Origin of the sequence: Mesorhizobium calcicola (assembly GCF_042682105.1) — a bacterium.
Lineage (GTDB): Bacteria > Pseudomonadota > Alphaproteobacteria > Rhizobiales > Rhizobiaceae > Mesorhizobium > Mesorhizobium calcicola.
In genome coordinates, this window is the sequence record NZ_JBHUGY010000018.1 from 12,354 (window position 1) to 39,140 (window position 26,787).

The following is a 26,787-nucleotide window of genomic DNA, read 5'->3' on the forward strand; positions in this document are numbered from 1 at the left end:
GCGATTGTGGCTGCTGCGAGAGATCTGAGAGCGACCGAAACGGCCGAAGTCGGCGGTGCCGATGCCGTCGAGCTGGCCAAGCGGCATCTCATCCAGCCCTGGCCTTTCGCCGGCTCTGTCGGTGCAGAGGCGCGCGCGTTGATCGGCGAAGGCGACGGCATCTACATCACCGACGGTACCGGCAAGCGGCTGATCGATGGACCTGCCGGCATGTGGTGCGTCAATGTCGGCCACCGCCACGAGGAACTCGCCAAGGTGATGTACGACCAGGCGATGGCGCTGTCCTACAACACGCCGTGGTACACGATGAACGCCCCGTCGGCGGAACTTGCCATGCGCATCGCCGGCCATGCGCCAGGCGATCTCAGCCACGTCTTCACCACCACCGGCGGCTCTTCGGCCGTCGAGACGGCGCTGCGCTTCATGCAGTTCTACAACAATGTGCGCGGCCGGCCGGAAAAGAAGCTGATCCTGAGCCGGGGCGGCGCCTATCATGGTTCGACCTATCTGTCGGCCTCGCTCAACGGCCGTCCGCGCGACCGTGACTGGATGGACGGCGCCGACGAGCTGGTGATCAAGCTGTCTTCGCCCGATCCGTTCCGCCGCCCGCGCGGCATGAGCCTTGCCGCCTTCACCGATTTCCTGGTCGATCAGTTCCGCGACACGGTCGCCCGCGTCGGCGCCGAAAAGATCGGCGCTTTTGTCGGCGAACCGGTGCAGGCATCCGGCGGCGTCGTCGTGCCGCCCGACGGCTATCTCAAGCGTATCCGCGAGACCTGCCGCGACAACGACATCCTTTATGTTTCCGACGAGGTGGTGACGGCCTTTGGCCGGCTCGGCCATGTCTTTGCCTCGGGCGACGTGTTCGGCATCGATCCGGACATGATCACCTTCGCCAAGGGCGTCACCTCGGGGTATTTCCCGCTCGGCGGCGTCATCATCTCGGAACGGCTGCTGGAAGAGTTGCGGCGGTCGAACCATCCCGACGCGATGTTCGGTCACGGCCTGACCTACACCAGCCATCCCGTCGGCTGCGCCGTGGCGCTGAAAAATCTCGATCTGCTGGAAGAGGGCGTGCTTGCCCACACGCGGGAGGTCGCGCCCTATTTCCAGGCGCAGCTGAAGACGCTGGAAGAGCTGCCGCTGGTCGGCGAGGTGCGTGGCCTGGGGCTGATGGGCTGCGTCGAATGCGTGGCTGACCGCGAAAGCAAGGATCCGCTGCAGCTCGACAAGGATGTCGGCAAGCGCATCGACGCGCATTGCCACGAGCTCGGCCTGCTGGTCCGGCCGCTGATCAACATGTGCGTGATGTCGCCGCCGCTGGTCATCACGCGCGAACAGATCGACGACATGGTCGGCATCTTGCGCGAGGGCATTTCGCGGACGATGGATGATTTGAGGAAAGAGGGTGTGTGGCGGGGGTGACGGCCAATCTCCCCCACGTGGGGGAGATCGGCAGCTCTGCTGTCTGCCCTTAAGACCGCGACCTGAGCGCGTCGTTCAAATTCCACATGTCCTTCTCCTCGGGCGCTGTCTCCAACCCCAGCACCGGCAGCATCTTGCGCAGATGGTCGTGATGGGTGCGCACGCCATATTCGAGGTCTGAGAGATAGAAGCCCTCGAAGGCCTCGGACAGCATGGATTCGTTCGACCACACGGAAAGCTGGACGTCCTCCGACATCGTATCGCGATCGATGCGGAAGGAGAGGTAGCGGGCGGCGGCCTGCTCGCGGCCTTCGTCGCGGTAGCGGTAGATGGCGCCGCGCAGCAGGGTCTGCCCGGTCGACAGCGGAAACTCCTGATAGAACTGCACCGATTCCGGCATCACCGAAATGACCGCATTGGGGAAGATGCCGTAATAGACCCAGGCCTTCTTCAGGTAGTCGGGCAGGTGCGCCGGCTCGGGCGCGATCTTGACATAGTTCTTGACGCTCCAGCGGCGGCCGGCATGCGGATTGTAGGTGGCAAAGGAGCGTGACACGCCATTGATGAAGGGCTCGTCGAAATAGGTGGCGCCATAGAGGTCCTGCAAGGCGGGATGTGCCATGGCGACGTGATAGCCCTCATTGTCGACATCGCGCACCGACTTCCAGTTGACCGGCGTCTTCTGGGTCCAGATGCCCCAGGACGGCACCATGTCGGCGGCGTTGTAATGCGCGAATTCGGGCTCGATCGGCTTCATCAGCTCGGCGACCGAGGGCTGCGGCCCGCCATTGCGGAAGCGGATGAAGATGAAGCCCATCCAGACTTCCAGATCGAGCGGCATCAGGCCGAATTCGGTCTTGTCGAGATCGGGGAAAGAGCGCGGGCGTGCGGCACCGCGCAACGTGCCGTCGAGGTTGTAGACCCAGCCATGGAATGGGCACACCAGCGCGTTCTTGCAATTGCCCTGGCTGTCGGCGACGACGCGGCTGCCGCGGTGACGGCACATGTTGTTGAAACCGCGCACCACGCCATCCTTGCCGCGCACGATCAAAGCGCGCTCGCCGACGACGTCCATGGTCAGGTAATCGCCGGCATTCGGCGTGTCTGAGACATGTCCGACAATCTGCCAGTGGTTGCGAAAGACGTGCTCCTTCTCGAGCTCGAGAAGGGCATCGGAGTGGTAACTCCAGCCCGGCAGTCCCCGCCGGTCCCAATCGTTGGGGATCGCCACGTCACGGAGGTGCGGGTTCATAAACGTCTCTTCATTTTGTTGAATACTCATTCAATATAAGCATATTTCTCTTTGAAATGCAATGGCTTGTGAAAATCCAACGGCATTCCGGATGGAATCCGCATGTCGTCCGGAGCCAAAATCCGCGCGGCCGTCGGCCCGGAAAATCTCGGAGAATCCTGGTGTTAGTCACGGTTTCAGGAGTGCTGTCCCGGCACGATTGCGAAGCGAATGGAGCGGAGGACAGGGCACCTTGCGGGGGTAGAGCGGCCCTGCCGCTGGTCGGCTTTGGGCTGCGCTCCGGCCGCGCTTTTGGCCAGTGCAATCGGGGAGACCGGGCGAAGACTCATCCTTCGGAGGACGTTTGAACGGCTGTGACCGATTTTGCCCGATTTTGCCCGAAACGCTGTTTCAAGTCGGTTACATTGTCAGTCTTGCGCCACCGTTGCGCTGTTACAAGACGCGCCTAAGTTCGTTTCATCACAAAAAGAAAATCAGTGAAGGGAACGACGATGTATTCGAAAATCCAGACGACCTCCGGCGAGCACCGCTTCCAGGCTCCAGAGCGCAATGACCGTCGCCCGAAACTGGCGCTGCGCCAGCGCGCCAGTGACCACCCCATGGCGATGTTCATGGCGATGGCTGCTTGTGCCTTCATCGGCATGGCGTTCACGCCGACAATCGGGCCGGCCTTCGCTTCGTTGAATCCACCAGCCAACGTCGTCGACGGCGCGCAGACAACGATCAAGACCGCGCGTCTGCCGATGCCTGCGACCGACTTCGCCTGCAAGGGTCAGGCCTGGGGTGCCGAGAGCATTGATTGCCTGCGCGCCATCGCCGAGCAGTCCGGAGCGCATAAGGCCCGCGCGATCCGCATGATCGCCAATGCCGCGCCGTTGACCGGCACGCCGAACATTTTCTGACTTTTGTCGAAGCCTGATCCCGAAACCGGTTCCCACCTTGGGATCGTGCTCCGACCTCCCCGAGCGCTGCCTCCAGCGCGCTCTTCTTCGGCCCCCCGCCTCGATGTCGGCCGGGGGCCTTTTTTTATCCCTTCGATGTCGCCTGTTCGGCAATGACGGACAGCACGCTGCGCACGTCCAGCGTGCTGAACGGCTTTTCCAGGATCTGCGGCCGCTGCTGCGCCGGCAAGGCCTCGATTTCGGCTTTCGCGCCGATCAGGTCGCCGGTGACCAGCACGAAACGCCGCGCCAGGTCGGGCTTTTCGGCAAGCAGCTCGCGATAGATCGATATGCCGCTGATGCCAGGCATGCGCAGGTCCGAAAAGACGATGTCGGGCGGCATGTGGCCGCTCAAGGTGGCGGCGCCCGATTCCCAGACAGGTGCAATCCGCGACTTGATGCCCATCAATTCGAGAATGTCGGAGAGCGAGCCGGCGACATCGGGCTCGTCATCGATGATCAGGGCATGGCGCAAACCGCTCGAGCGCGGCTGGTTCTCGCCGGCGCTGGCGGCGCCGGCCGCAATGGCCGGCATCTGGACGACGAAACGCGCCCCTCTCGGCAGCACTTCCTCGAACCAGACATTGCCATTGTGCCGCTCGATGATCGATTTCGAGATCGACAGGCCGATGCCGGTGCCGACGCCGACCGGCTTGGTGGTGAAATAGGATTCGAAGATGCGGCCGCGGATCGCTTCCGGCACGCCGGGGCCATTGTCCTCGACCGAAAAGCAGGGGTGGCCCCGATCGCTGCGGAACGTCCGCACCTTGATCAGCCGGTCGCCGGCGACGCTGGCCAAGGCATGCTGGCTGTTGATGAGGAAGTTGGCAGCCACCTGCGTCACATGGTCGGCGTCGGCCATGGCCAGCAGCGGGCCGGCGGCGAAATCGGTGTCGATGATGATGCCGCTTGACCGCGCACCATAGGCGGTCACCTCGAGGGCCGCGCGGATCACCTGGTTGAGATCGGTCTCGGCTTGTGCCGCGGGATGGAGGCGGACCATCGACAGGAAGCTCTTGACGATGCGGCCGCAGCGCTCTGCCGCGGCGCGCACTTTCTCGGCACGCACCTTGGTCTGCGGATCGGAGGCGAATTCGTGCAGCAGCGTCGATTGCGCCACCACCACGGCCAGCGGGTTGTTGAGCTCGTGCGAGACGCCGGCCAGCAACGAACCCATCGCCGCCATCTTCTCGTTCTGGTGCAGCTTCTCGCGCTGGCGACCGATCTCCTCCTCGGCGCGCAATTTGTCGCGCAGGTCGCGGATCGAGCCAAAGATGAGGCGGCGATCGGCGACCCGCATCTCGGTTGCCGTCAGCTCGATCGGGAACACCTCGCCGGCGGCGTTCTGGGTCACCGTCTCGAGCCGCTGGCCGACCATCGGCGCGCCGCGGCCGGACATGTATTCGGCCCCCGACGAATAGCCCTTGCGGTAGTATTCCGGCACGACGGTGTCGAGCAGGTCCTTGCCGAGGATATCGCTGCGCAGGAAGCCGAACATCTTTTCGGCGGCCGGGTTGAACTCGATGATCGAGCCGGTCTCGTCGATGACGATGATGGCGTCGAGCGAGGCCTGCAGCATGGTGCGGCGGATGACCTCGCTGGCATGGGCGTCGGAGGGCGATCGTTCGATGGCGTCGCCGATGGCGAGCGCGATGATGTGCAGCGTCGCTTCTTCCTCGTCGGTCCACTCGCGCTCGTCGACGCAGTCATTGACCGCCAGCGTGCCCCACAGATGGCCGTGCGCGAAGACGGACACTGACAGGAACGACTTGATGTTCTGCTTTTCGAAGTCGGTTCTCAGGAAGCCTTCGAGATCGCGCGTATGCCCGGCGAAGACCTTGCCCTGCCGCTCATCCTCGGCCAGCCGCTCTAGCAGGGGGTCCGAATTGACGATCGATTGCATGATGACGGTTGGGGATGCCAGTTCGCCGCCGAAGTCGGGATCAATCCAGTAGGCGGCGACCGACTGGGCGAAGCCCTGGCCGGGCAATTCGCGCAAGCGAAACAGGATGCCACGCTGGCATTCCATGGCCCGGCACAGCGTTTCCAGTATGCTTACCATCTCGCGCTGCCAGTCGCCGGCCTCACGCAGCCGGCGAACGACACGCACGGCCGCCATCGCCGCGCCCTGCCTGAGCCCTTGCATATCCGTGTTTGCTGCTTCAGCGGTCATCTTCTGCCGTCATTCCAGAGTCGTGCCAATTCGATCGGCGAGCGACGGCTGCGAATCCGAACCCCTCTAGCCTCGGTGCTCAGTTGCCGTCGCCGGTCGGCAGCGAGAAGATATAGCCTTCGCCGCGCACCGTGCGCAGGAATTTCGGATTGGCAGGGTCCGTCTCGATCTTCTTGCGCAGCCGCATGATGCGAATGTCGACCGCGCGCGACGATTCCGGGTCTTCGGTGAAGCCGATCGCCTCGGAGATCGCGGCGCGGGTCAGCAGCCGGTTGGCGCGGGTCAGGAAAACTTCCAGCACGTCGAATTCGCTCTTGGCCATGTCGATCACCGCGCCATTGACGCCGGTGACCAGCCTGCCGTCGAGATCGGCCTGGAAAGGGCCGAAGGCAACGGAGCGGCGATCCGTCGAGGCCTTCTTGTCCTGCGGTTCCGTCGGTTGCGGGACGCGGCGCAGCACACTGCGGACCCTCGCCAGCACCTCGCGCAATTCGTAGGGCTTGACGATGTAGTCGTCGGCGCCGAGCTCCAGCCCGACGATGCGGTCGAGCGCGGTGCCGGCGGCGGTCGCATAGATGATGCCGATCGGCAGCCGCGAACGCAGCCAGCGGCCGAGCGAGAGGCCGTCCTCGCCCGGCATGGCGATGTCGAGGATGGCGAGATGGAACGACTGCGTTTCAACGAGGCTGCGGGCGGCGGCGGCACTTTCGGCGGTGACCACGTCATAGCCGGCTGCGCCAAGATATTCGGCGACCGCGTCCCTCAGGTCGGGCTCATCCTCGACGATGACAATTCTTGCCCGCACGATGCGTTCGCTCCCACTTTCAGTGGAAAGTAGATTGGGTATAAACATGATGTCCAGTACTCATATCCGGTTGCCAGGGAACGGTTGGAAAATATGGCCGCACGATCCGTCATTGCGCTCGTTTCCGTCGCCGAAGTGGTCGCGACCGAACTCGCCGATCATCTCGAACGGCGCGGCCACGATGTGCATCGGGCGCGGCAGCCATGGGAGGCCGAATCGCTGCTGTCGGGAAAGGGCATCGACGTCGTCGTCGTCGGCGACAGTCTCAGCCAGGCGGAGGGGCGGGATCTGCTCAGGCGCCATGGTGGCGAGGGCGGGCCGGATTTCATTCTGATCTGCCGGCCGGCCGATCTCGTCGACAAGGTGCTGGCGCTCGAGCTTGGTGCGGCCGACGTCGTCGAGAGCCCGCTCAACGTCAGGGAACTCGCCGCCCGTGTCGGCGGCCTGCTTTCGCGGCGCGGCAGGGGCACCCAGGAACTGATCGTGCTGGAGAACGCGACCGTCGATCTGAGATCGGCCATGGTCATGCACCGGTCCGGAACGGAAGAGCAGCTTTCGCCCGGCCAGGTGGCGCTGCTCAGGCTGTTCCTGGCCAGTCCGCGCAAGGTGCTGACGCGTGACGATATCATTGCCGCGGCGCCGGCCGAAAACGTCGACGCCTTCGATCGCTCGATCGATTCGCGCATCGTGCGGCTGCGCCGCAAGCTCGACACCGAAACCATCACCACCATACGCGGCGCCGGCTATCGGTTCGATCCGCCGCAGCAATTCGCCGACTGACGGCTGGGGTTTCGCGCCATCTCGGTTGAACATCGGATTCTCCACCTCGAGGTCCGATGCTCCTGACGCTCAGCGCACCACCAGCAGCGACGGGCCGGATGGCATGTCATTGCCCATGGTGAACTCGCCCGCATGGGCGCGGTCCCTGAGCAGCACCGTGGCAACGCCGGCAAAGCCGAGCAGGCCCTGCGCGTAAAGCAGTGCGGAAAGCACCGAAGCGGCAAATTTCGTTTTCATCTTACCAATTCCCCAAATGTGTGTTGCAGGTCGCTTCAGGATACTCCCGAAGCACCCGCGCCGCCCACGGAGCCCCCCGCAGCGGCGCGGGCCTTCGGTCCTCTCGGCAGCAAGTTGCCGGAGGGGCCGCGCATTCCCGTCAGCTTGAGGCCGACCCGCCAGAGGGCCTTGAGCCGAGCGATGCGCAGGCTGGAAACAATCCAGACCGTGGCGAAAAACAGTGCGGCATGCAGCGTCGAAATCTCGCCTGAAGTCATCGCACCGAGCCTTGTCAGCGGGGTGCCGGCAACCGTGCCGACGCCGCCGATGACCGCTGCCGCGATGCTGATCCTGAGAAGCCAGGAGAGTGCGTTCGATTTCGTTTCCATTTTCGCTACCGGCTGTTTTCGTTGCGTCAACTTTGCTTGCGGTCCGTATCCGGATCATGCCGCTCCAAGCCGCGCTTTGTTGCAGGTTGGTTTCGAGATCAATGCCACTTCTTTCATATACTGGGAATTCGCACTTTCGGTTAAGGATAAATACCCATGTTCCTGATCTCGGTGACGCTCGGGCAGGCTGCGTCTGGTCCCCATTGCCGCTCAGCGGATGGCAGTGCTTGTTAACCAGAGGAAACACATTCGAAACACAAACGAGCATTCCACGAAATCTCCCCGAAACATGACGTTGGGATAAGCAGCCATCGAATTGGAGCCGGCCAAGCCCGGCAAAAAAGAGGGGATCCCATCATGCACACTGCCATTTCCGCCAAGTTCATCAACGTTGCCGCCGCCGCCCTGACGGGTGCCGCACTGCTGCTCGGCGCCGGCTCTGGCGCAGCGCACGCCGCCAACAAGATCGTGGCGCGCGTTTCGCTTTCACAGCAGATCATGGAGGTCTCGGTCGACGGCCGGCCGGCCTTCGCCTGGAAGGTTTCCACCGGCGACGGAGCCCATGTGACGCCGACCGGCTCGTTCAAGCCGACGCGCATGCATGAGATGTGGTATTCGAAGAAGTACGACAACGCGCCGATGCCGCACTCGGTCTTCTTCAGTGGCGGCTACGCGGTGCATGCCACCAATGCGATCAAGCGCCTCGGCCAGCCGGCTTCGCACGGCTGCGTGCGGCTGCATCCCGACAATGCCGCCGATTTCTATCAGCTTGTCGAAATGTTCGGGCCGACCAACACCAGCATCGTCATCGTCAAGTAGCAGGCTGTGGAACTGGCAGGCCAACTGCCGCGTCCTTGTTCAGGCTCCCGTCGGAGAGTTTTTCGCGGTATTGAGTACAGCTCAAACCGGCGGTATTGAGCCCAGCCAAAAAAAGAGGCCGGAATTTTCCGGCCTCTTTTTTGTCATCTGCTTTCACGCGATTCCGGTCGGAAACCGCTACGCGCTTTTCCTGGAATTGCTTCAGTCCTGCAGTGCCGGCATCAGCTTGGGATCCGGCTTCTCGGCATGGTGTGGCAGGTCCTTGCTGGCGATGAAGGTGTAGAACATGGGCACGACGAAGAGCGTGAACATGGTGCCGACCAGGATGCCGGTGAAGATCACCAGGCCCATCGAATAGCGTGCCGCGGCGCCGGCGCCGCTGGACGTGATCAACGGCACGACGCCAAGCGCCATGGCCGCCGTCGTCATCAGGATCGGCCGCAGGCGTACCTTGGCCGAGGCTATGATGGCGTCACGCCGTCGCATGCCATGGATTTCACGCTGCTGGTTGGCGAACTCGACCAGCAGGATGCCGTGCTTGGTGATCAGGCCGATCAGCGTGATCAGGCCGACCTGCGTGTAGATGTTGAGCGTGCCGAGGCCCAGATTGAGCGGCACGATGGCGCCGAAGATCGACAGCGGCACCGCCATCATGATGATCAGCGGGTCGCGGAAGCTTTCGAACTGCGCTGCCAGCACCAGATAGATGACTATGACGGCCGCCGCGAACGCGATCAGGATGGTGTTGCCCTGTTCCTTCTCCTGCCTGGACTGGCCGGAGTAGTCGATGAAGAAGCTGTCGGGCAGGCTCTCCCTGGCGATCTCCTCCAGCGCCTTCAGCCCGTCGCCGGTGGTGACGCCGGGCAGCGGAAGCGCGGAAATCGTCGCTGAATTCAGCTGGTTGAACTGCTCGATGGCGGCCGGCGCCGCATTGTTCGAAATCTTTACAACGGCCGACAGCGGCACCATCTCGCCCGTCACGCTGCGCACGAAGTACTCGCCGAGCCTTTCGGGGTTGTCGCGGAATTCCTGCGGCACCTGCGGGATGATGTCGTAGCTGTTGGAGTCGCGATCGAACTGCGCCACTTCGGCGCCGCCGACCAGCAGCGTCAGCGTGCGGCCGATATCGGCGATCGGCAGGTTCAGTGCCGCGGCGCGGTCACGGTCGATGGTCACGGTCACCTGGGGTGCGTCATAGGCCATCGAATTCTGCACGACGATGAAGCGGCCGGAGGCCTGCGCCTTGTTCTTGATCTGCTCGGCCACGTCGTACACTTCCGAGGCATCGCCGGTCGATCGCACCACCATGGCGATGGGTAGGCCGCCGCCGGAGCCCGGCAGCGTCGGCGGCGCAAAGACGAAGGCCTGGACGCCCGCCACCTTGGCGAGACGGGCCGTAATGTCGGCTTGCAATTCCTTGGAATTGCGCTTGCGATCCGCCCAATCCTTGAAGGCAAAGCCGACGAAGGCGCTGTTTGTCTCGCCACTGAAGGCGACGGCGGAGAACTGCGCCCGCGTCTCTGGAATATCCTTCACCAGGCCGAGCATTTGGTTGACGTATGTCTCCGTGTAGTCGGACGTCGCATAGCGTGGCCCTGTCACAATCGAGAGCAGAAAGCCCTGGTCCTCTTCCGGCGCCAGTTCGGTCGAGGTCTTGGTGAACATGAAGCCGGTGACGCCGACAAGCGCAAGCACGATGATCAGCGTCAAAGGGCGATAATTCAGTGACCCGGTGACGGCTCGTTCATAGACATGCTCGACCCGCGCGAAGGCGCCGTCGACAATGCGCTGGAAACGGCCCGGCGTGCCGGACTTCAGGAGGCGCGCCGACATCATCGGGGTGATGGTGACGGCGATGACACCTGACAGCACCACCGAGCCGGCAAGCGTGACGGCGAATTCGCGAAACAGCGCGCCGGTCAGGCCGCCGGTGAAGGCCAGTGGCGCGAACACGGCGGCCAGCGTCATGGTCATGGCGACGATGGCGGAAGCGATCTCGCGCATGCCGTTGAAGGCCGCCTGCATCGGCGACATGTGATCTTCCTCCATATGGCGATGGATGTTCTCCACCACCACGATGGCGTCGTCGACGACAAGGCCGATCGCCAGCACCATGGCCAGCAGGGAGAGAAGGTTGATCGAATAGCCCACGGCAAACAAAAGGAAGCAGACGCCAATGAGCGACAGCGGGATGGTGACGATCGGCATCATCACCGAACGGAAAGAGCCAAGGAACAAAAGGATGACGACGATGACGATGGCAACCGCCTCGGCGATGGTCTTGAACACCTCCTCGATCGAGGCGCTGATCTGCTCGGTCGCATCGTAGACGACCTCGATCGTCATGCCTTTGGGCAGCGTCTCCTGAATCTGCGGCACGAGCTTTGTGAGTGCCGCCGCCGTGGTCAGCGGGTTGGCGGCCGGTGTCGGGAAGATGGCGAGGAAGGTGCCGGGCTTGCCATTGAAGCTAACCCTGGTGTCGGTATTCTCGGCGCCGAGTTCGACGCGAGCGACATCGCGCAGCCGCACCACATTGCTGTCGGTCGAGCGCAGCGGCAGCGCGGCGAACGCTTCCGGCGTCTGCAGCGTCGAGCGCACGCTGATCGACGAGACGACATACTCGTTCTGCGTGTTGCCGGGCGCCGACAGGAAGTTGGAATTGTTGATCGCCGTCAGCACTTCGGATGCCGTCACGCCGCGCGCGGCAAGCTTGACCGGGTCGATCCAGACGCGCATCGAGTATTCCTGGGCGCCGAAGATCTGCACGTCGGCGACGCCTTCGACCGTCGACATGCGCGGGCGGATGACGCGCTCGATATACTCGGTCAGCTGCTCCTTCGTCATGTTCGGATTCTGCATCGAGATGTACATCATCGCGAACTGCTGGCCGGTGCCCTTGACGATGACCGGGTCCTTGGAGGCGTCCGGCAAGGTGCCGCGCACGCCCTGGACCTTGGACAGCACTTCGGTCAGCGCGACGTCGGGATTGGAGCCGAGCTTCATCTGCACCGTCACGGTGCTGGAGGACGGGCGGCTCGACGAGGTGACGTAGTCGATGTTCTCCGTCGAGGCGACGGCGCGGGCGATCGGGGCGGAAATGAAGCCCTGGATCAGGTCGGCGCTGGCACCCGGATAGGCTGTCGTGATGGTGATGGCCGTTTCGTCAACCTTCGGATACTGCCGGATCGACAGGTTGAAGATGCCCTGGAAACCCAGGAGCAGGATCATGCAGGCAAGGACCGTCGAAAGGACGGGCCGGCGAATGAAGATATCGGAAAAGCTCATTGCTGGTCGGCCTGCTTGTTCGCCGATTTGGTCGGGTCGATGGTGTTGTCGACGTTGACGGACATGCCATTGAAGAGCCGGTTCTGACCGGCGGTGACGACCTCATCACCGGCCTTCAGCCCCTCGACGATCTCGACCATGCCGGCGTTGCGGCGGCCGGGCTTGACGAAGACCTGCGACAGCACCAGCGCAGCCTTGTCGCCTTCCGCCGCCGGCTTGGCCGGATCGGCAGGCTCGTCGGCTGGCTTTGCCGCAGCGGCGGCAGGCTTGGTTGCATCAGCCGCCGGCTTCATTGCGTCAGCCGGCTTGGCGTCCGCGGGCTTCGTGTCTGTGGGCTGGGCGTCCGCCGATTTGTCGGTTGTCGACGCGGCGGGCTTCTCTTCCGGCTTGGCCGGCGGCGCCCCGGCGGGCTTCGCCTGCTGCACCACGAAGATGTAGTCGCCATAGAGGCTCGTCGTCAGCGCCGTCTGCGGCAGCGTCAGCACGTTCTGCTCTTCGGGTAATTCGACACGTACCTGCACGAACTGGCCAGGGGTCAATTTGCCTTCGGTGTTGGCGACCTCGGCGCGCACGTTTACCAGCCGGCTCGAAGGGTCGATTTTCGGGTCGATGCCGCGAATGGTGCCGGCATAGGGCATCTCGCGGCCGCCGATGCCAAGCCGCACCGTCTGGCCGATCTTCAGCGAAGGCAGCTGTTGTTCCGGCACCGTGAAATCGACCCGCATCGTGTCGAGATCCTGCAACGTCACCACGGCGGTGCCGGGCGCCAGGTACTGGCCGAGGTCGATTTTCGGGATGCCGACCGTGCCGGCGAACGGCGCCTTCAACTGCTTCTGGTCGAGCACCGCCTGCAACTTCAACACTTGCGAAGCGGAACTCGATGCGGCGGCTCGAGCCGTATCGAGCGTGGCATCCGATCCGACGCCGCGCCGCTGCAACTCGACCGCGCGCTCCAGCGCCGTCTGGTCGGATACGGCCTGGGCCTTGGTCGCGGCAAGATCGGCACGTTCGACGGCGTCGTCGAGCTGGAGAAGCACGGCGTCCGCGGCCACCTTCTGATTGGCGTGGAAAAGGATGTCCTTGACGATGCCGGTGACTTCGACGGTCAGGTCGACGCCACGCACCGCGCTGACCGTACCGATCGCCTCGACGCCCGGCGTCCAGGTCGACGGCTTGGCGATGGTCGTCGATACGGTTGCCGCCGGCGGCTTCATGGTGGCGAAGTACTGCTTGATGCCGTTGTCGCGCAGGAAGTTGAAGCCGACGATACCGCCGACCACGACGAAGAGGACGAGCAGAACCAGGGCGATGATGACGATGCGGAGTATGCGCTTGAACAAGGAAGTCCCCTCAGTCGAAATCCGGCGCGAAGCTCGGACTTCGGGACACATGTCGACTGCAGGTCCCGATTTCAAAACAATGGCGATCTTACTGTACCGTCTGGACGGTCTTGTCAATTGGGCCTAAGCTTGCGATGGGAGGGGCCATGAAAGCTCCAAGATCGAACTCGCGCGAGAAAATTCTTGCCGCGGCGGCTGATGTCGCACGAGAATCCGGGCCTGGCAGCCTGTCGCTGGAAGCGGTCGCCAGCCGTGCCGGCGTGTCGAAGGGCGGGTTGCTCTACAATTTCCCGACCAAGGCCAAGTTGATGCAGGGATTGGTCGAGGGTTATTTGCGTGAATTCGGGCAAGCGCTCGAATCCGCCAACAGCAACGACAAAGGCGAAAACCCGCTCGCTGTCTATATCAGGCTGTCGGCAAGTGATTGCGAGGAAAAGCAGCCATCGGCATCCTGGATCTTTTCGGCGATCGCCGAGGATCCCGATTTCATGACGCCGATAAAGACATTCAAGCGGCAGCTTTTCGAGCGGCTGAAGGGCGAGACGCAGGATCTGAAGTCGCTGCTGGTCTGCTACCTCGCCATCGAGGGGCTGCGCAGCATGAACCTCTTCGATGCGGATGTCCTGTCGAGAGATGAGCGCCAGCTGCTCGTATCGTCCCTGCTCGAGATTGCGGGATCGCCGAAGATCCGCGAGGACATCCCTCAGGGCTGATCCTGGAAAGCCTTGCCGGTCTCCGGGTCAAACAAGCGAAGCGCGGCTTCGTCGAACGTGAAGCCGCATGTTTCGCCCTTGCCGACCCGGGTCCGTGGCGGCAGGCAAGCCGTCAGTCGCTGCGGACCGATGCTAGCCGTGGTGACCAGTTCGGGCCCGGTCAGTTCGACGACCTCTATCTCCACGGGCAACGACAAATCCGTTGCGGCGCCGGTCGCCACGCGAAGCGCTTCGGGCCTGATGCCGACGACGACCTGTGCGCCGTCACGGACCGCGTTTCGATAGCGTGCGGGCAAGGGTATCCGCACGTTGGTACCGGCAATGGCCAGCTTTGTGTCTGCAATGACCACTTGCAGCATGTTCATCGATGGCGCGCCGACAAAACCCGCGACATAGAGCGTTGCCGGCTGGTTGTAGATCTCTTCGGGCGTGCCGAGCTGCTCGATCCGGCCGTCGCGCATCACCGCGATGCGGGTCGCCAGCGTCATCGCCTCGATCTGGTCGTGGGTGACGTAAACGATGGTGGTCTGCAGCATCTGATGGAGGCGCTTCAGCTCGGTGCGCATTTCCAGGCGCAGCTTGGCGTCGAGATTGGACAGCGGCTCGTCGAACAGGAACACCTGCGGTTTGCGCACCAGCGCCCGGCCGATGGCGACGCGCTGGCGCTGGCCGCCGGAAAGCTGGCTCGGCTTGCGGTCGAGCAAGGTCTCGATCTGCAGCAGTTTCGCCGCTTCGCGCACCGCCTTGTCGCGCTCGTCGGCGGCAACCCCGCGCATCTCCAGCCCGAAGCCGATGTTGCGCTGTACGGTCAGGTTTGGATAGAGCGCATAGGACTGGAAGACCATGGCGATGTCGCGGTTCTTGGGATGAACGCCAAGGATCGAGCGGCCGCCGATCAGCACATCGCCGCTTGTCGCTTCGGCCAGCCCTGCGATGATGTTGAGCAGTGTCGATTTTCCGCAGCCCGACGAACCGAGCAGCACCAGGAATTCGCCGCTCTGCAGCGCGATGTCGATGCCTTTCAGCGTCTCGACACTGCCGTAGCTCTTGCGGATGTCGCGGATTTCAAGCGCGCTCATGCATGGATTCCCTCGAGATTCATCGGTCCGCCATAGTTGCGGGGCAAGGTGGAAATTGCGCGCGAGGCCACATGCGTCGCGGCGGAGAGACAGGCCGATAGCGGCTGCTCCTGGGCCAGGGCGGCGAGGAAGGCGGCGTTGAAGACATCGCCGGCGCCGATGGTGTCGACAACCCGGACATCGGGCGCGACGGCCTCGACAAGCGCTCCATCCGGGCCGATGCCGATGGCGCCCAGCGGCCCGCGCTTGACGACGAAGGTCGCGCCTTTTCTCATGCTCGAGCGGATTTCGCGCGCGGCCTCCACGGGGTTCCGCGTTCCGGCCAGGGTCACGGTCTCGACCTCGTTGAACAGCGCCAGCCCGCAGCGCGAAAGCCACGCGCGCGTCGCTGCGCAGTTGGCTTCGGTCCAACCATCGATCGGCCAGCCGGTGTCGAGCGCGACGGCGATGTCGTGGCTGTCGGCCCAATCGAAAAACGCGTCGTAGTCGCGCGTCAGATCGTCGGTCAGGAAGGAGCCGCACAACAGCGCGTATCCCCCGGAGAGCGCCCCGCCGTCGAGGACGGAAAACACATCGGCAAGACTGAAGCGCGGCAGGTGTCCGCGTGTGGTGAAGAAGGTCCGTTCGCCGTCGGGGTGGGTCATGCCGACGGACAGCGTCGTGCCTTCAGGACGGACCGGCCATTTCTCGGCACGGCGGCCGAAGGCTTCGCGAAGCCAGCGGCCGAACTGGTCGTCGCCGACATTGGCGGCAACGGCGAAATCGACGCCCAGAGCCTGCCAGGCCAGCGCGCTGTTGCCGGCCTGGCCGCCGACGCGCAATTCGTCGTGGTCGACGACGGTCTCCGTTCCCGCCTTTGGCCATGGCGCGACCGGGCCGACAATCAGGTCGACATTGACGTTGCCGATCACTGCAAGCGGACGCATCACTCGCTCCTGGTGATCTTGGTGGAGCGGACAGGCGTGCCGGCATTGTCGATACGGGCATCGGCGAAAGCGATCATCAGGCGCTGCGCGACCGGCAGCATGGCGAAGATCGCGGCCATGCTGGAGGCTGGCTTGAATGAAAGCGTGACGGCGCCCGCGATAGGCGACTGCCCGGACGAATCGAAGACGACCAGCGGCGCGCCGGCCTCGACCACGGATATGGCCATCGCGGTCACCAGATCCGACGTCGGGTCGTTGCCGCGAAACAGGATGACGCCGATGTGCGGGCCGAGCATCTCCATCGGCCCGTGACGCAGCTGGCCACCCTCGAGTGAAAAGCACGGCAGGCGCGACAGTTCGGTAAGACCAAGCGCCAGCGCTTCGGCGAGACCTTGCAGCCTCCGGCCTGATGTAACGATGGTTGTCGCCTTCTGCAGTGTTGCGAGTGCCTGCGTGATGTCGTTGTCTCGTGGCTGATCCAGGGCGCCAAGCGCGGCACCTGGGTCCTCGCCGAGTGCGGCCAGGATGGCCAGATGCAGGGCGAAGGTCACGGTCAGGCTGCGGGTGGCGGCGAAGGCCAGTTCGGTGCCGCCGGCGCCGACCAGGCAAGGCACGGTGCGAGCCAGGAACGAGGCGCCTTCGAGTGTCAGGCCGAAAACATCGGCAGGGCTGCCAGCCTCCGAGAACCATCTGACGACCTCGGCGCTCTCGCCCGACTGCGAGGTGACGAGCACCGTCCTGCCGGCCAGCGGCAGCGGCTGGCCGAGCTGTTCGGAAAGTGGCAGCGCCAGGGCATCGATGCCAAGCGCGCGGTAGAGCGGCTCGACGCCGCGACCGACCGCATGCGAGCCGCCCATGCCGAGCAGCAGCAGGCGCCCGGTCTGCCGGATCGAGGCGGCGACCTTTGCCGCCATGGCTGCATTGTGCTCGAACGACGCGATCGCATCGGCATGCTGGCGCGCCATTTCGCGGTCGATGGCGACCAACCCGGCCGGCCGGGGTTTTGCTGCAGTCATCATCATCCTTTCACACCGCCGCTGGTCAGGCCCGAAATCAGCGCGCGCTGCATGACCAGGCCGATCAGCACCGGCGGCAAGGCGGCCAGCACGCCGGCCGTGGCGATCAATCCGTAGTCGGAAACACGGCCGCCGGCCAAATCGGCGATGGCGACGGTCAAGGTCTTGGCGCGCTGGTCCGAGGTGAACAGCAGCGCATAGAAGAATTCGTCCCAGGCGAGCAGCACGGCAAACAGCGCCGACGTCGCCATCACGGGTGCGGCCAGCGGCAGCGTGATGATGCGCAGCGTCTGGAACAGGCCGGCGCCGTCGATCATTGCCGCCGCCTCGATCTCGCGCGGGATCGAGTCAAAACCCGACTTCATCAGCCAGGTGGTGAACGGAGCCAGAATGGTCAGGTAGACAAGCGCCAGGCCGAAGACATTGTTGAGCAGGCCGAGATACGACAGGCCCATATAGAGCGGTACGGCCAGCGCCACCGGCGGCAGCATGTAGGTGGCGATGACCATCGACAGCGACCAGCCGATCGACGGCGTGCGCGAGACGGCCCAGCCGGCGGGGATCGCCAGCGCCAGGGCGGCGATGGTCGCCATGCCGGCGATCTCCAGGCTGTTGCGCAGCGATGAGGTGAAGGCAGCACCGGCGCTGTTTTCGGCTGTCGACAGCAATTGCCGGTAACGGGAAAAGTCGGCACTTTGCGGCCACCAGCGCAGCGGCTTGGCGGCAAGATCGGCGGCCGGCGATATGCTCATGATGAACAGCCAGGCGATGGGCGCCAGGATGACGGCGGCGAGAAGAAGCGCACAGGCGTGGATGAAGACGGTGAAGGCAGGGCTCTGGCGCTCCATCAGGCGGCACTCCCCGCGGTCTTCCGCACCAGCGCCGCATAGGCGACAGCGAGCACGGTGACGAGCAAGGTGACAATCAGCGCCAGCGACGCGCCGGAGCCGGCGCGCTGGAAGGAAAAGGCCTCCTGGTAGACGAGGATCGACAGCGTGCGCGTGCTGTTGGCCGGGCCGCCGCGGGTCATCACCCAGATGATGTCGAAGACCTTGAAGGCCTCGATGGTGCGCAGCACCAGCGCCACCATCAGCGGCCCGGCGAGGTAGGGCAGGATGACGAAGCGGAAGCGGTTGAAAGGCCCGGCGCCATCGACGAGCGAGGCAGCGGTGATGTCGCGCGGCACCGCCTGCAGCGCGGCCAATGCGATCAGCGCCACCAGCGGAAAGTTCTTCCAGCAGTCGGCGACGATGAGCGCCGTCAGCGCCGTTCCCGGCTCGCCGAGCCAGGAGCGATAGGCGTCGAGAAGATGCAGTTGCGTGAGTGCCGCGTTCAGCGCGCCATACTCAGGATTGTAGATCAGCCGCCACAGCGTGGCGTTGACCACGGTCGGCAGCGCCCAGGGCAGGATCATCAAGGCGCGCAGGACGGTGCGGCCATGAAACGGCTGATTGAGCAGCAGCGCGGCGAGAACGCCGATCACCATTTCGGCGGCGACCGAAATCACCGCGAAGAGTGTCGTGGTGACAAGCGTGCGCGAGAAGTTCGAGCTGGACAGCATGTTCGCATAATTGTCGAAGCCGACGAAATTGCCGCCGGTGCCGACAAGCTTGGCATCGGTGAAGGAAAGCCCGACGGTATCGACCAGCGGCCAGCCGATGACGGCGACCATGACCACGAGCAGCGGCAGCATCAGCAGCCATGCACGGGTTGTCATCCAGGTGCCCGACATCGGAGCAACCCCTCTTCTTTCATCGTGATTTCAGACATAGCACGGGCGGCACTCGCGCATGACTCCGGAAATCGGAACCGATTTCCGGAGTCATGCGCAAGATCAGAAAGCGCTACAGCGTCCTTGCCCGTCCGAGGGGACGGGCGGCGCTGTAGTGCCGCCCGTGACTGGAGAACAGTGCTCAGAGGCCGCTATTTTTGGCAGCGGTGTTCAGGGCGTCTTCCGGCGAAGACTGGCCGAGAAGCGCTTCCTGGATCGCCTGCTGCAACGCAGTCGACAGCTCCTGATACTTCGGCGTGGTCGGACGCGGATACATGGCTGCCAGACCGAGCTTGGCGGCGGCGATCAGTTCTTCCTGGCCCTTGGTGACGGCCGGATCGTCATAGGACGAAGCCCAGATCGGCAGCGAGAGCTTGGCATACTGGTTTTGCGTCGCCTGCGAGGTCATGAATTCAATGTATTTCCAGGCTTCGTCCGGATGCTTTGAGACCGCCGTGATGCCAAGGCCCATCGAGCCGTTGACGGCCGACACCTCGCTGGTGCCGGTGACGCCTGGCGCCGGCACAACGCCGACCTTGCCCGCCACCTTGCTGTCCTTCGGATCGTTGGCCATGTTGTACATATAGGTCCAGTTCAGCGCGAAGGCGGCGTCGCCGTTTTCGAACACCTTGCGCACGTCCTCTTCCAGGAATTCCTTGGAATTGGGATTGGTGAGGCCCGACTTGTAGCTGTCGACCATGTATTTCAGCGCCGCGACGCCGCCGCCATTCTGGAAGTCCGGCTTGCCGTCCTTGAGGAAGTCGCCGCCATAGGCGCTGACCAGCGTGGCGTAGTCGCAGATAGCGGCCTCGGCCTGCGACCAGCTCCAGGCGATCGGAGTCTTCAGCAGGCCCTTGTCCTTGATGATCTTGGCCTGTTCGCCGAGTTCCTCCCAGGTCTTCGGCGGCGTCTTGATGCCGGCCTTTTCCAGGATCTCCTTGTTGTAGAACAGGTATTTGGTGTCGAGGATCCACGGCATGCCATAGTACTTGCCGTCATACTGGACCGTGGTCCAGGCGCCGGGCAGCACGCCCTTCTTCATGTCGTCGGTGATCTTCGACGTTTCGTCGACCAGCACCTTGTTGGTGGCGTATTCGGCCGGCCAGATGACGTCGAACAACACGACGTCGTAGCCACCGCCCGAGCCCTGCGCGAGCACGGTCTTGTCGTGCAGGCCTTCGTAGGGGACGAATTCGAGATTGACCTTGATGTCGGGATTGGCCTTGGTGAAGGCATCCGTCATGGCGCGCACGTCGGCCTCGCTATAGGCGGCCTGCGCCATGAAAAGCGCATTGAGCGACGTTTCGGCGAAGGCATGGGGAACCAGCAATCCTCCAAAAAAGACTGCGCCCAAGAGTGTCTTACCGATCGATTTCAGCATCTTCTTCTCCCATTTCCGATGTGACGGTCAGGCGATTGCGTTGCCTTCCCGGGTTGATGTCACGTGACCCAATGTTCCCGACCGGTGGGGCGGCGACAGGCACAAAGCCCTGGCCATCTTTTTCTGCAGTCGTTCCGCTATTAAGTCAATTCGCTTGACTTAATTAGTCGATCAATATCCTATTGGAGTCAAGAGGGAAACGCCGGTGGACGATATCAGCCCGATCCGCGCCAAAAGCGGCACCAATCAGGAAGGCACGAGCGCCCACAACCGTCGTGTCATGATCGAGGCGCTGCGTCTCAATGGCGCCCTGTCGCGGGCCGATCTGGCACGGGCGACGCAGCTCACCAAACAGGCGGTCTCCAACATCATCGAGGATCTCGAAAGTGATGGCCTGGTCGTTGCCCTCGATGCGGTGCGCAAGGGCAGGGGCCAACCCTCGACCCCCTACAGGCTGGTTCCCGAAGGCGCCTTCGCCATCGGTCTGCAGATCGACCGTCACCTGACGCGGGCGGTCGCCGTCGACCTGATAGGCAGCGTGCTGGCTCGCGCCGAGGCCAACCTGCCGTTCGATGAGCCATCGAAGGGCGTCGAGGTCATCCTTGGCCTGATCAGCGGCGTCCGGCGGAAACTTGCCGAGATTTCCGCTCAGTCCGAAGACAGGCTGGTCGGCCTTGGCGTTGCCATGCCAGGTCCTTTCGGGCTGAAGAATTTGGACGATAAATGGATGATGCCGGCCTGGCAGAAATTTCCGCTGCTCGACAAGCTGGCTGAAGGCACGGGCCTGAATGTCAGCCTGCAGAACGACGCCGCCGCCTGCGCGACGGCGGAGCGCATCGTCGGCGCGGCGCACGGCGTCGATCACGCGGTCTGCCTCTATGTCGGTTACGGCATCGGCGCCGGATTGATCCTCAACGGTGAGCTCTACAGCGGCGGCCATGGCAATGCCGGCGAGATCGGCATGGCGCTGCTGTCGCCGGCCGGCCCCGGCTCGACGCCGCTCGAACATCGCGCGTCGCTGGCTTCGCTTTACCAGCATCTCGACCTCAACCCGGCAGACAACGATATCTACCAGCAGATGAACGCCCTGGTCATCGCCAGGGATCCAAAGATGATGGCCTGGATCGATGGTGCGGCGCATGATCTGCGCTGGGGCGTGCATCTCATCGAAACGATCTTCGATCCGCAGACCGTCATCCTGACCAGCGGAGCGCCGGAAGCGCTGGCCCGCCGGCTGGTCGAGGCAATGCATCCGCTGCTGCCGTCGATCGCCGACCGGCCCGGGCGGAATTTGCCACGCCTGCAGCTTGGCACCACCGATCCCTGGTCGATCGCGCTGGGAGCTGCCGCGGCGCCGATCAGTCGTGCCTTCGATCCGCTGTTCTCTGCGATCCTGAAGACGCGATTCAGCGGCGCCTGAAGCGTCGACCGCCCGGCTTTTCGCCTGAGATATGCTCAGAGGTCGTGTTCGATATCGTCATACAGGGTTCATTGTGCGGACATAGCGTTCGTCCCGGTTCTTTGCTGCAATGCAATAGGAGTGGGACATGGTGGACATAGTTTCTAGTGAAGCGGGCATTCCGAGACCGGATCATCCGCTGGACAGTTCGGGTAGCGCGAAGTGGTTCCTGCCCGCCTTCGGCGTGCTGGTGCTCGTCGGCGTCGTCTATGTCGGCTACGCGCTCAGCCAGGATCTGGCCGAGGCCAAGACCGTGCCGTGGATCCTGCTCGGTATCGCCTTGCTCATCGCGCTCGGCTTCGAATTCGTCAACGGCTTCCATGATACGGCCAATGCGGTGGCGACCGTCATCTACACGCGCTCAATGCCGGCCGAATTCGCCGTCATGTGGTCGGGCGCCTTCAATTTCCTCGGGGTTCTCACCTCCAGTGGCGCCGTGGCCTTCGGCATCCTGTCGCTGTTGCCGGTCGAGCTGATCCTGCAGGTCGGCTCGTCCTCCGGCTTTGCCATGGTGTTCGCACTGCTCGTCGCCGCCATCCTGTGGAACCTCGGCACCTGGTTCCTCGGCCTGCCGGCGTCGAGCTCGCACACGATGGTCGGCTCGATCATCGGCGTCGGCCTCGCCAACCAGTTCATGGCGCCTGCCGGCAGTGCCACTAGCGGTGTCGACTGGTCGCAGGCGACCAATGTCGGCATCACCTTGCTGGTGTCGCCGATCATCGGCTTCTTTGCCGCGGCGATCCTGCTCTATGCGATGAAGCTGCTCGTCCGCAATCCGGCCCTCTACGAAGCACCGAAAGGCAACACGCCGCCGCCATGGTGGATCCGCGGGCTGCTGATCTTCACCTGCACCGGCGTCAGCTTCGCGCACGGCTCCAACGATGGACAGAAAGGCATGGGCCTCATCATGCTGATCCTGATCGGTGTCGTGCCGACGGCCTTTGCGCTGAACCGGACGCCCGACATCAACTACCTCGAGGCCTACAAGGCGGCTTCCGTCAGCGTCGAACAGGCGCTGGGCAAATATGTCAAGCCGGGCGTCACCGTCGCCGACGCCAAGGCAGCCGTCCAGGATGCCGTGCGCACCCGGACCTGGAACGACCAGACGACGGTCGCGCTGCAGACCTACATCCACAACACGACAGCGGGCCTGCGGCCCTATGCCACTGTCGACAATGTGCCGACCGACCTGGTCAGCAACGCCCGCAACGACATCTACCTGATTGGTGAGGCGCTCAAGCTGATCGACAAGAAGAAGTTGCTGCCGATGGAGGCTGCCGATCTCAAGGCGGTCACCGACTATCACAAGGCCGTCGACAACGCGACGAAGTTCATCCCGATCTGGGTGAAGGTCGCCGTTGCCCTGGCGCTCGGCCTCGGCACCATGGTCGGCTGGAAGCGCATCGTCGTCACGGTCGGCGAGAAGATCGGCAAGAGCCATCTGACCTATGGACAGGGTGCCGCCGCGGAGCTTGTCGCGATGGTGACCATCGGCATGGCCGACCGGCTCGGGCTGCCGGTGTCGACGACCCATGTGCTGTCGTCGGGCGTCGCCGGAACGATGGCCGCTAACGGTTCGGGCCTGCAATGGTCGACGGTGCGCAATCTGCTGCTTGCCTGGGTGCTGACGCTGCCTTGCTCGATCACGCTCGCCTTCGTGCTGTTCATCATCTTCCGCCAGGTGTTTTAGAGCTCGACAAACAAAAGGCGGCGCCGGTTCCGGCGCCGCCTTTCCTTCGGCAAGCCTGTCCTGAATTGGCATGAACACCGCCGGCCTGCCGCTTACCGAGACACCCGGCGGCTTTCTTTTGGCGCTGCTGCTCGCGGGCGTCGCGACCGGCCTGTTCTACTGGCTGCTGTTGCGCGCCGGCGCCAATTTGCGGTTCTGAAACCGCGATCCCAGCCCAGAACCCATCCCGATGGAACCGGGATGGGTTCTGTCTCAGTATTTGACCATGATCTTTCCCGAGAACCGGTATCCACTTTTCGGGATCATGCTCTGAGCCGCTGTCAGGTCGGATCCTCGCGGTGCAGGTCGTGGATGGCGACGCCCTCGACATTGGTCGGCAAGGTCAGCCACTGGCGATGGCGCAGCGTGCGCTGCGTGTCTTCCAGCCCCATCTCCCAGTGGTCGCGCATCGAGGTGCCGGAGAATTCGTAGTCCTTGGCGTGACCCTCATAGCCTTTGTGCTGGTAGATGAGGTGGACGATGTTGACCACGCCGGCATTGGAATAGTCGGCGATCAGCTCTCTTTCGCCTTCCTTCAGCAATTCGGCAGGGACGCGCTTCAGCGCGTCGAGCAATTTCATCTTGAGCGCATGGATGCGCTGGAAATTGTCTGTGTTCTGCCGCGTGCGGCTGGAATACATGATGTCCTTGTGCCGCGACAGCACATCGGCCATGCCGCGCGGCAAGGTGCCGCGCGCGCTGAACAAGTCGACCTGGAACACCAGCGAGGAGCGGTCCTCTTCCTGGTCGAGCAGGTATTGCAGCGGCGTGTTGGAGACGATGCCGCCGTCCCAGTAGTATTCGCCTGCGATGCGGATCGACGGGAAGGCGGGCGGCAGCGCGCCGCTGGCCATGATGTGCTCCGGCTCGATGCGCACCTTCTCGGTGTCGAAATAGACGAAGTTGCCGGTCCTGACATTGACCGCGCCGACGCTCAGCCGCTTCTTGCCGTCGTTGAGGACATCGAAGTCGATCAGGCTCTCCAGCGTCTCCTTCAACTCGGCCGTGTCATAGAAGCTGGTGGCGCCTTCGGCGCCCGGCTGCTCGAACCAGGGATTGGGATTGCGTGGCTTGAAGAAGCCGGGCTGGCCCATGGTCATCGTCATCCACGAACTGGTGCGGTTGCGGATGTCGCGGTAGATGTCGCCTTCCGGCGTATAGGCCCAGATCTTGCGGCCCGAGATCGTCTGCCAGAATTGCTCGAGACGCTGCAGCCGGCGGCTTGGCTCATTGCCGGCGATGATCGCCGCGTTGATGGCGCCGATCGAAACGCCGGAAAGCCAGCTCGGCTCGCAGCCGGCGTCGGCCAGCGCCTGATAGACCCCTGCCTGATAGGCGCCGAGCGCGCCGCCACCCTGAAACACCAGCGCGATGCGGTCATACTGCGCCGAGATTTCCTCGATGGTGGCGGTGGCCTCTTTCTTGCGATTGCGTTCAAGCACGAATTTTCTCCGGCTGGGTTGCGCCGATTTCGGACAGGCTGCGATCGGCGAGGTAGTCGTGAACCACCTTGCCCAGCCCGAGCGTCAGGTCGGCGGTGAAATGAACAGCGGATACGATGTCGAGCACCGGCAACTTCGCCACGTCGGCCATGACATGGGGCCGCAGATCGAGAGCCGCGGGCGCCGTCCATGCCTCCTTCAGCGTGATATCGGTAAGGTAGTAGCGAACCAGCTCGCAGATGCGCGGCGTGCCGTCGACATGCGGGATGATCTTGACCAGGAAGTTGGGAGCAGCCAGCGAAGCAAGCACGGAATCGTGGTCGGCCTCCCGGTGCTTGTAGCCCATGGTGCCGGTGGCGCACAGAACGCTGCCATAGTGCAGGGTGCCGACCACCACTTCGCCCTCGTGCACGATCTTCGGGCTGGCCAGCTTCTTGGGAAACCCCCACAGTTCACGCCCGCCGGCGATCGGCGCGTCGTCGTCGAGATACATCGAATGAACATAGCCGCCGTGCTGGCCCTTGTAGCGCACGGGGATGACCTGGCCGGTCTCGGTATAGTCGCCGAAGCCGGTTGAATCAGGCATGCGGATGAATTCGTACTTGACCAGCGGCTCGTCGATTTCCAGCGGCGCCGGCACGACGGCCTCGAGCGCCTCGCGCGTCGTGCGATACGTGATGATGACGTATTCGCGGTCGAAGAAACGATACGGCCCCGGCGGGAAGGACGGATTGGTCAGCGGCATCGCATAGGCGCGCTTCAAGACATCGGCGATTTCCAAGCTGCACCCCCAAGGTTCTTTTGCAGGCAGAATTTAGTCTGGAATGACCACGCGAATGCGCTACCGATTATGTTGCACGGCACCATGACAGTGCCGTGTCAGCCCGGCGACAACGGTTTCGAACCGGATGGGAGCCATGCTCCAGCGCGGTCGTCAGGCTGTAATCGCATCGACACATGGCTCTGTCATTGTCATGCTGCGACGCACAATTATATGTCATGTTCCCTCCCACCTCGCGCGAGATCACCATGGGTTCCCTGTCTTCGAAGAATGCCCTCGTCACCGGCTCGACCAGCGGTATCGGCCTGGCAATCGCCCGCGCCTTTGCCGCCGAAGGCGCCAACGTCACCATCAACGGCCTGGGCGATGCTGGGGCCATCGAGCAGGAGCGGGCCGGCATCGAGAGGGATTTCGGCGTCAAGTGCCGCTATTCCGATGCCAATATGATGGACGGCGCGGCGGTGAGCGCCATGGTGCATGAGGCCGAGGCCACGTTCGGTAGTCTCGATATCCTGGTCAACAATGCCGGCATCCAGCATGTCGCGCCGATCGAGGAATTCCCGGACGACAAATGGGAAGCCATCATCCGCATCAATCTGCTCGCCGCCTTCTACGCGATCAAGGCGGCGCTGCCCGGCATGAAGGCGCGCAAATGGGGCCGCATCATCAACACGGCGTCCGCGCATGCGCTGGTCGCTTCGCCGTTCAAGTCAGCCTATGTGTCGGCCAAGCACGGCATTGCCGGCCTGACCAAGACGGTGGCGCTGGAAGCCGCCATTGACGGCATTACCGTCAACGCGATCGCGCCGGGCTATGTCTGGACGCCACTGGTCGAAAAGCAGATCCCCGACACGATGAAGGCGCGCGGCATGACCGAGGAACAGGTCAAGCACGATGTGCTGCTGGCGGCCCAGCCGACCAAGGAGTTCGTCACCGTCGACGAGCTTGCCGCGCTGACGCTGTTCCTGTGCTCGGACTCAGCCAGGCAGATCACCGGCACGACCTTGCCGATGGACGGCGGCTGGACCGCCCAGTAGGAGATGGTCAAGGCGTTTCGTTTGCCGG

Annotated in this window: 24 protein-coding genes; 9 read left to right on the forward strand and 15 right to left on the reverse strand. The window is 63.5% G+C overall.

The window, feature by feature from the left end; translation table 11 throughout:
• Nucleotides 1-6: 6 nt before the first annotated feature.
• Nucleotides 7-1,425 (forward strand): aminotransferase, encoded by a 1,419-nt coding sequence (locus ACFSQT_RS10425; protein ID WP_379018225.1) that lies wholly within the window; start codon nucleotides 7-9, stop codon nucleotides 1,423-1,425.
• 49 nt (nucleotides 1,426-1,474) lie between these two features.
• Here the strand turns inward: ACFSQT_RS10425 and ACFSQT_RS10430 are convergent, their stop codons facing one another.
• Nucleotides 1,475-2,677, reverse strand: a complete 1,203-nt coding sequence (locus tag ACFSQT_RS10430) for an aromatic ring-hydroxylating oxygenase subunit alpha (RefSeq protein ID WP_379018226.1) — start codon at nucleotides 2,675-2,677, stop codon at nucleotides 1,475-1,477.
• A 491-nt stretch (nucleotides 2,678-3,168) separates the two neighbouring features.
• On the opposite strand from ACFSQT_RS10430, the gene ACFSQT_RS10435 reads away from it, so the two are divergent.
• Complete coding sequence (locus ACFSQT_RS10435; protein WP_379018227.1) at nucleotides 3,169-3,579, forward strand: hypothetical protein; 411 nt, start codon at nucleotides 3,169-3,171, stop codon at nucleotides 3,577-3,579.
• A 124-nt stretch (nucleotides 3,580-3,703) separates the two neighbouring features.
• Here ACFSQT_RS10435 and ACFSQT_RS10440 read toward each other — a convergent pair whose 3' ends face one another.
• Both ACFSQT_RS10440 and ACFSQT_RS10445 read right to left on the reverse strand, forming a co-directional pair.
• On the reverse strand, nucleotides 3,704-5,791 hold the full coding sequence (locus ACFSQT_RS10440) for a PAS domain S-box protein (protein ID WP_379018228.1): 2,088 nt from the start codon (nucleotides 5,789-5,791) through the stop codon (nucleotides 3,704-3,706).
• A 79-nt stretch (nucleotides 5,792-5,870) separates the two neighbouring features.
• Complete coding sequence (locus ACFSQT_RS10445) at nucleotides 5,871-6,644, reverse strand: response regulator (RefSeq protein WP_379018229.1); 774 nt, start codon at nucleotides 6,642-6,644, stop codon at nucleotides 5,871-5,873.
• 45 nt (nucleotides 6,645-6,689) lie between these two features.
• Between ACFSQT_RS10445 and ACFSQT_RS10450 the strand changes: the two genes are divergently transcribed.
• Nucleotides 6,690-7,376, forward strand: a complete 687-nt coding sequence (locus ACFSQT_RS10450; protein WP_379018230.1) for a winged helix-turn-helix domain-containing protein — start codon at nucleotides 6,690-6,692, stop codon at nucleotides 7,374-7,376.
• A gap of 69 nt (nucleotides 7,377-7,445) precedes the next feature.
• Here the strand turns inward: ACFSQT_RS10450 and ACFSQT_RS10455 are convergent, their stop codons facing one another.
• Both ACFSQT_RS10455 and ACFSQT_RS10460 read right to left on the reverse strand, forming a co-directional pair.
• The gene (locus ACFSQT_RS10455; RefSeq protein ID WP_379018231.1) at nucleotides 7,446-7,613 is read right to left on the reverse strand and encodes a hypothetical protein; all 168 of its coding nucleotides are present in this window, start codon (nucleotides 7,611-7,613) and stop codon (nucleotides 7,446-7,448) included.
• Between the two features lie 35 nt (nucleotides 7,614-7,648).
• Complete coding sequence (locus ACFSQT_RS10460; protein ID WP_379018232.1) at nucleotides 7,649-7,981, reverse strand: hypothetical protein; 333 nt, start codon at nucleotides 7,979-7,981, stop codon at nucleotides 7,649-7,651.
• A 357-nt stretch (nucleotides 7,982-8,338) separates the two neighbouring features.
• On the opposite strand from ACFSQT_RS10460, the gene ACFSQT_RS10465 reads away from it, so the two are divergent.
• Nucleotides 8,339-8,800, forward strand: coding sequence for a L,D-transpeptidase (locus ACFSQT_RS10465; protein WP_379018233.1), 462 nt, complete (start codon nucleotides 8,339-8,341; stop codon nucleotides 8,798-8,800).
• 201 nt (nucleotides 8,801-9,001) lie between these two features.
• On the opposite strand, the gene ACFSQT_RS10470 is transcribed toward ACFSQT_RS10465, so the two are convergent.
• Complete coding sequence (locus ACFSQT_RS10470; RefSeq protein ID WP_379018234.1) at nucleotides 9,002-12,085, reverse strand: efflux RND transporter permease subunit; 3,084 nt, start codon at nucleotides 12,083-12,085, stop codon at nucleotides 9,002-9,004.
• Nucleotides 12,082-13,425, reverse strand: coding sequence for an efflux RND transporter periplasmic adaptor subunit (locus tag ACFSQT_RS10475; RefSeq protein ID WP_379018235.1), 1,344 nt, complete (start codon nucleotides 13,423-13,425; stop codon nucleotides 12,082-12,084). Before ACFSQT_RS10475 ends, ACFSQT_RS10470 begins: the two co-directional genes overlap by 4 nt.
• Before the next feature lie 146 nt (nucleotides 13,426-13,571).
• Between ACFSQT_RS10475 and ACFSQT_RS10480 the strand changes: the two genes are divergently transcribed.
• Nucleotides 13,572-14,138: a TetR/AcrR family transcriptional regulator gene (locus tag ACFSQT_RS10480; protein ID WP_379018236.1), complete on the forward strand. Its 567-nt coding sequence runs from the start codon at nucleotides 13,572-13,574 to the stop codon at nucleotides 14,136-14,138.
• Here the strand turns inward: ACFSQT_RS10480 and ACFSQT_RS10485 are convergent.
• The 6 genes from ACFSQT_RS10485 to ACFSQT_RS10510 form a co-directional block, all read right to left on the reverse strand.
• Complete coding sequence (locus tag ACFSQT_RS10485) at nucleotides 14,129-15,217, reverse strand: ABC transporter ATP-binding protein (protein ID WP_379018237.1); 1,089 nt, start codon at nucleotides 15,215-15,217, stop codon at nucleotides 14,129-14,131. The two genes, ACFSQT_RS10480 and ACFSQT_RS10485, sit on opposite strands and share 10 nt — an antisense overlap.
• The gene (locus ACFSQT_RS10490) at nucleotides 15,214-16,143 is read right to left on the reverse strand and encodes a PfkB family carbohydrate kinase (RefSeq protein WP_379018238.1); all 930 of its coding nucleotides are present in this window, start codon (nucleotides 16,141-16,143) and stop codon (nucleotides 15,214-15,216) included. The genes ACFSQT_RS10485 and ACFSQT_RS10490 overlap by 4 nt, the downstream gene beginning before the upstream one ends.
• Entirely contained in the window at nucleotides 16,143-17,165 is a 1,023-nt protein-coding gene (locus ACFSQT_RS10495; RefSeq protein WP_379018239.1) for an SIS domain-containing protein, read from the reverse strand. The genes ACFSQT_RS10490 and ACFSQT_RS10495 overlap by 1 nt, the downstream gene beginning before the upstream one ends.
• A complete protein-coding gene (locus ACFSQT_RS10500) occupies nucleotides 17,162-18,007 on the reverse strand; it encodes a carbohydrate ABC transporter permease (RefSeq protein WP_379018240.1) in 846 nt (281 codons plus the stop codon). Before ACFSQT_RS10500 ends, ACFSQT_RS10495 begins: the two co-directional genes overlap by 4 nt.
• Nucleotides 18,007-18,891: a carbohydrate ABC transporter permease gene (locus tag ACFSQT_RS10505; protein ID WP_379018241.1), complete on the reverse strand. Its 885-nt coding sequence runs from the start codon at nucleotides 18,889-18,891 to the stop codon at nucleotides 18,007-18,009. Before ACFSQT_RS10505 ends, ACFSQT_RS10500 begins: the two co-directional genes overlap by 1 nt.
• Nucleotides 18,892-19,072: 181 nt before the next feature.
• Entirely contained in the window at nucleotides 19,073-20,311 is a 1,239-nt protein-coding gene (locus tag ACFSQT_RS10510) for an extracellular solute-binding protein (protein ID WP_379018243.1), read from the reverse strand.
• A gap of 205 nt (nucleotides 20,312-20,516) precedes the next feature.
• Between ACFSQT_RS10510 and ACFSQT_RS10515 the strand changes: the two genes are divergently transcribed.
• The 3 genes from ACFSQT_RS10515 (at nucleotide 20,517) to ACFSQT_RS10525 (ending at nucleotide 23,659) form a co-directional block, all read left to right on the forward strand.
• Nucleotides 20,517-21,731 carry an ROK family transcriptional regulator gene (locus ACFSQT_RS10515; protein WP_379018245.1) on the forward strand — a complete coding sequence of 405 codons (1,215 nt, stop codon included), beginning with the start codon at nucleotides 20,517-20,519 and terminating at the stop codon, nucleotides 21,729-21,731.
• Nucleotides 21,732-21,858: 127 nt separating this feature from the next.
• Entirely contained in the window at nucleotides 21,859-23,460 is a 1,602-nt protein-coding gene (locus ACFSQT_RS10520; RefSeq protein ID WP_379018247.1) for an inorganic phosphate transporter, read from the forward strand.
• A gap of 70 nt (nucleotides 23,461-23,530) precedes the next feature.
• Nucleotides 23,531-23,659, forward strand: coding sequence for a hypothetical protein (locus ACFSQT_RS10525; protein ID WP_379018249.1), 129 nt, complete (start codon nucleotides 23,531-23,533; stop codon nucleotides 23,657-23,659).
• 121 nt (nucleotides 23,660-23,780) lie between these two features.
• Here ACFSQT_RS10525 and ACFSQT_RS10530 read toward each other — a convergent pair whose 3' ends face one another.
• On the reverse strand, nucleotides 23,781-24,941 hold the full coding sequence (locus ACFSQT_RS10530) for a patatin-like phospholipase family protein (RefSeq protein WP_379018251.1): 1,161 nt from the start codon (nucleotides 24,939-24,941) through the stop codon (nucleotides 23,781-23,783).
• Complete coding sequence (locus ACFSQT_RS10535; protein WP_379018253.1) at nucleotides 24,934-25,722, reverse strand: acetoacetate decarboxylase; 789 nt, start codon at nucleotides 25,720-25,722, stop codon at nucleotides 24,934-24,936. The genes ACFSQT_RS10530 and ACFSQT_RS10535 overlap by 8 nt, the downstream gene beginning before the upstream one ends.
• Before the next feature lie 248 nt (nucleotides 25,723-25,970).
• Here ACFSQT_RS10535 and ACFSQT_RS10540 point away from each other — a divergent pair, with 248 nt between their 5' ends.
• Nucleotides 25,971-26,759, forward strand: a complete 789-nt coding sequence (locus ACFSQT_RS10540) for a 3-hydroxybutyrate dehydrogenase (RefSeq protein WP_379018255.1) — start codon at nucleotides 25,971-25,973, stop codon at nucleotides 26,757-26,759.
• Nucleotides 26,760-26,787 lie beyond the last annotated feature (28 nt).

Excerpts from the sequence above, each read along its gene's own strand:
- ACFSQT_RS10430 (WP_379018226.1), bottom strand. The coding sequence starts at position 2,677 with ATGAACCCGCACCTCCGTGACGTGGCGATCCCCAACGATTGGGACCGG.
- ACFSQT_RS10435 (WP_379018227.1), top strand. The coding sequence starts at position 3,169 with ATGTATTCGAAAATCCAGACGACCTCCGGCGAGCACCGCTTCCAGGCT.
- ACFSQT_RS10440 (WP_379018228.1), bottom strand. The coding sequence starts at position 5,791 with ATGACCGCTGAAGCAGCAAACACGGATATGCAAGGGCTCAGGCAGGGC.
- ACFSQT_RS10445 (WP_379018229.1), bottom strand. The coding sequence starts at position 6,644 with ATGTTTATACCCAATCTACTTTCCACTGAAAGTGGGAGCGAACGCATC.
- ACFSQT_RS10450 (WP_379018230.1), top strand. The coding sequence starts at position 6,690 with ATGGCCGCACGATCCGTCATTGCGCTCGTTTCCGTCGCCGAAGTGGTC.
- ACFSQT_RS10455 (WP_379018231.1), bottom strand. The coding sequence starts at position 7,613 with ATGAAAACGAAATTTGCCGCTTCGGTGCTTTCCGCACTGCTTTACGCG.
- ACFSQT_RS10460 (WP_379018232.1), bottom strand. The coding sequence starts at position 7,981 with ATGGAAACGAAATCGAACGCACTCTCCTGGCTTCTCAGGATCAGCATC.
- ACFSQT_RS10465 (WP_379018233.1), top strand. The coding sequence starts at position 8,339 with ATGCACACTGCCATTTCCGCCAAGTTCATCAACGTTGCCGCCGCCGCC.
- ACFSQT_RS10470 (WP_379018234.1), bottom strand. The coding sequence starts at position 12,085 with ATGAGCTTTTCCGATATCTTCATTCGCCGGCCCGTCCTTTCGACGGTC.
- ACFSQT_RS10480 (WP_379018236.1), top strand. The coding sequence starts at position 13,572 with ATGAAAGCTCCAAGATCGAACTCGCGCGAGAAAATTCTTGCCGCGGCG.
- ACFSQT_RS10485 (WP_379018237.1), bottom strand. The coding sequence starts at position 15,217 with ATGAGCGCGCTTGAAATCCGCGACATCCGCAAGAGCTACGGCAGTGTC.
- ACFSQT_RS10490 (WP_379018238.1), bottom strand. The coding sequence starts at position 16,143 with ATGCGTCCGCTTGCAGTGATCGGCAACGTCAATGTCGACCTGATTGTC.
- ACFSQT_RS10495 (WP_379018239.1), bottom strand. The coding sequence starts at position 17,165 with ATGATGATGACTGCAGCAAAACCCCGGCCGGCCGGGTTGGTCGCCATC.
- ACFSQT_RS10500 (WP_379018240.1), bottom strand. The coding sequence starts at position 18,007 with ATGGAGCGCCAGAGCCCTGCCTTCACCGTCTTCATCCACGCCTGTGCG.
- ACFSQT_RS10505 (WP_379018241.1), bottom strand. The coding sequence starts at position 18,891 with ATGTCGGGCACCTGGATGACAACCCGTGCATGGCTGCTGATGCTGCCG.
- ACFSQT_RS10510 (WP_379018243.1), bottom strand. The coding sequence starts at position 20,311 with ATGCTGAAATCGATCGGTAAGACACTCTTGGGCGCAGTCTTTTTTGGA.
- ACFSQT_RS10520 (WP_379018247.1), top strand. The coding sequence starts at position 21,859 with ATGGTGGACATAGTTTCTAGTGAAGCGGGCATTCCGAGACCGGATCAT.
- ACFSQT_RS10525 (WP_379018249.1), top strand. The coding sequence starts at position 23,531 with ATGAACACCGCCGGCCTGCCGCTTACCGAGACACCCGGCGGCTTTCTT.
- ACFSQT_RS10540 (WP_379018255.1), top strand. The coding sequence starts at position 25,971 with ATGGGTTCCCTGTCTTCGAAGAATGCCCTCGTCACCGGCTCGACCAGC.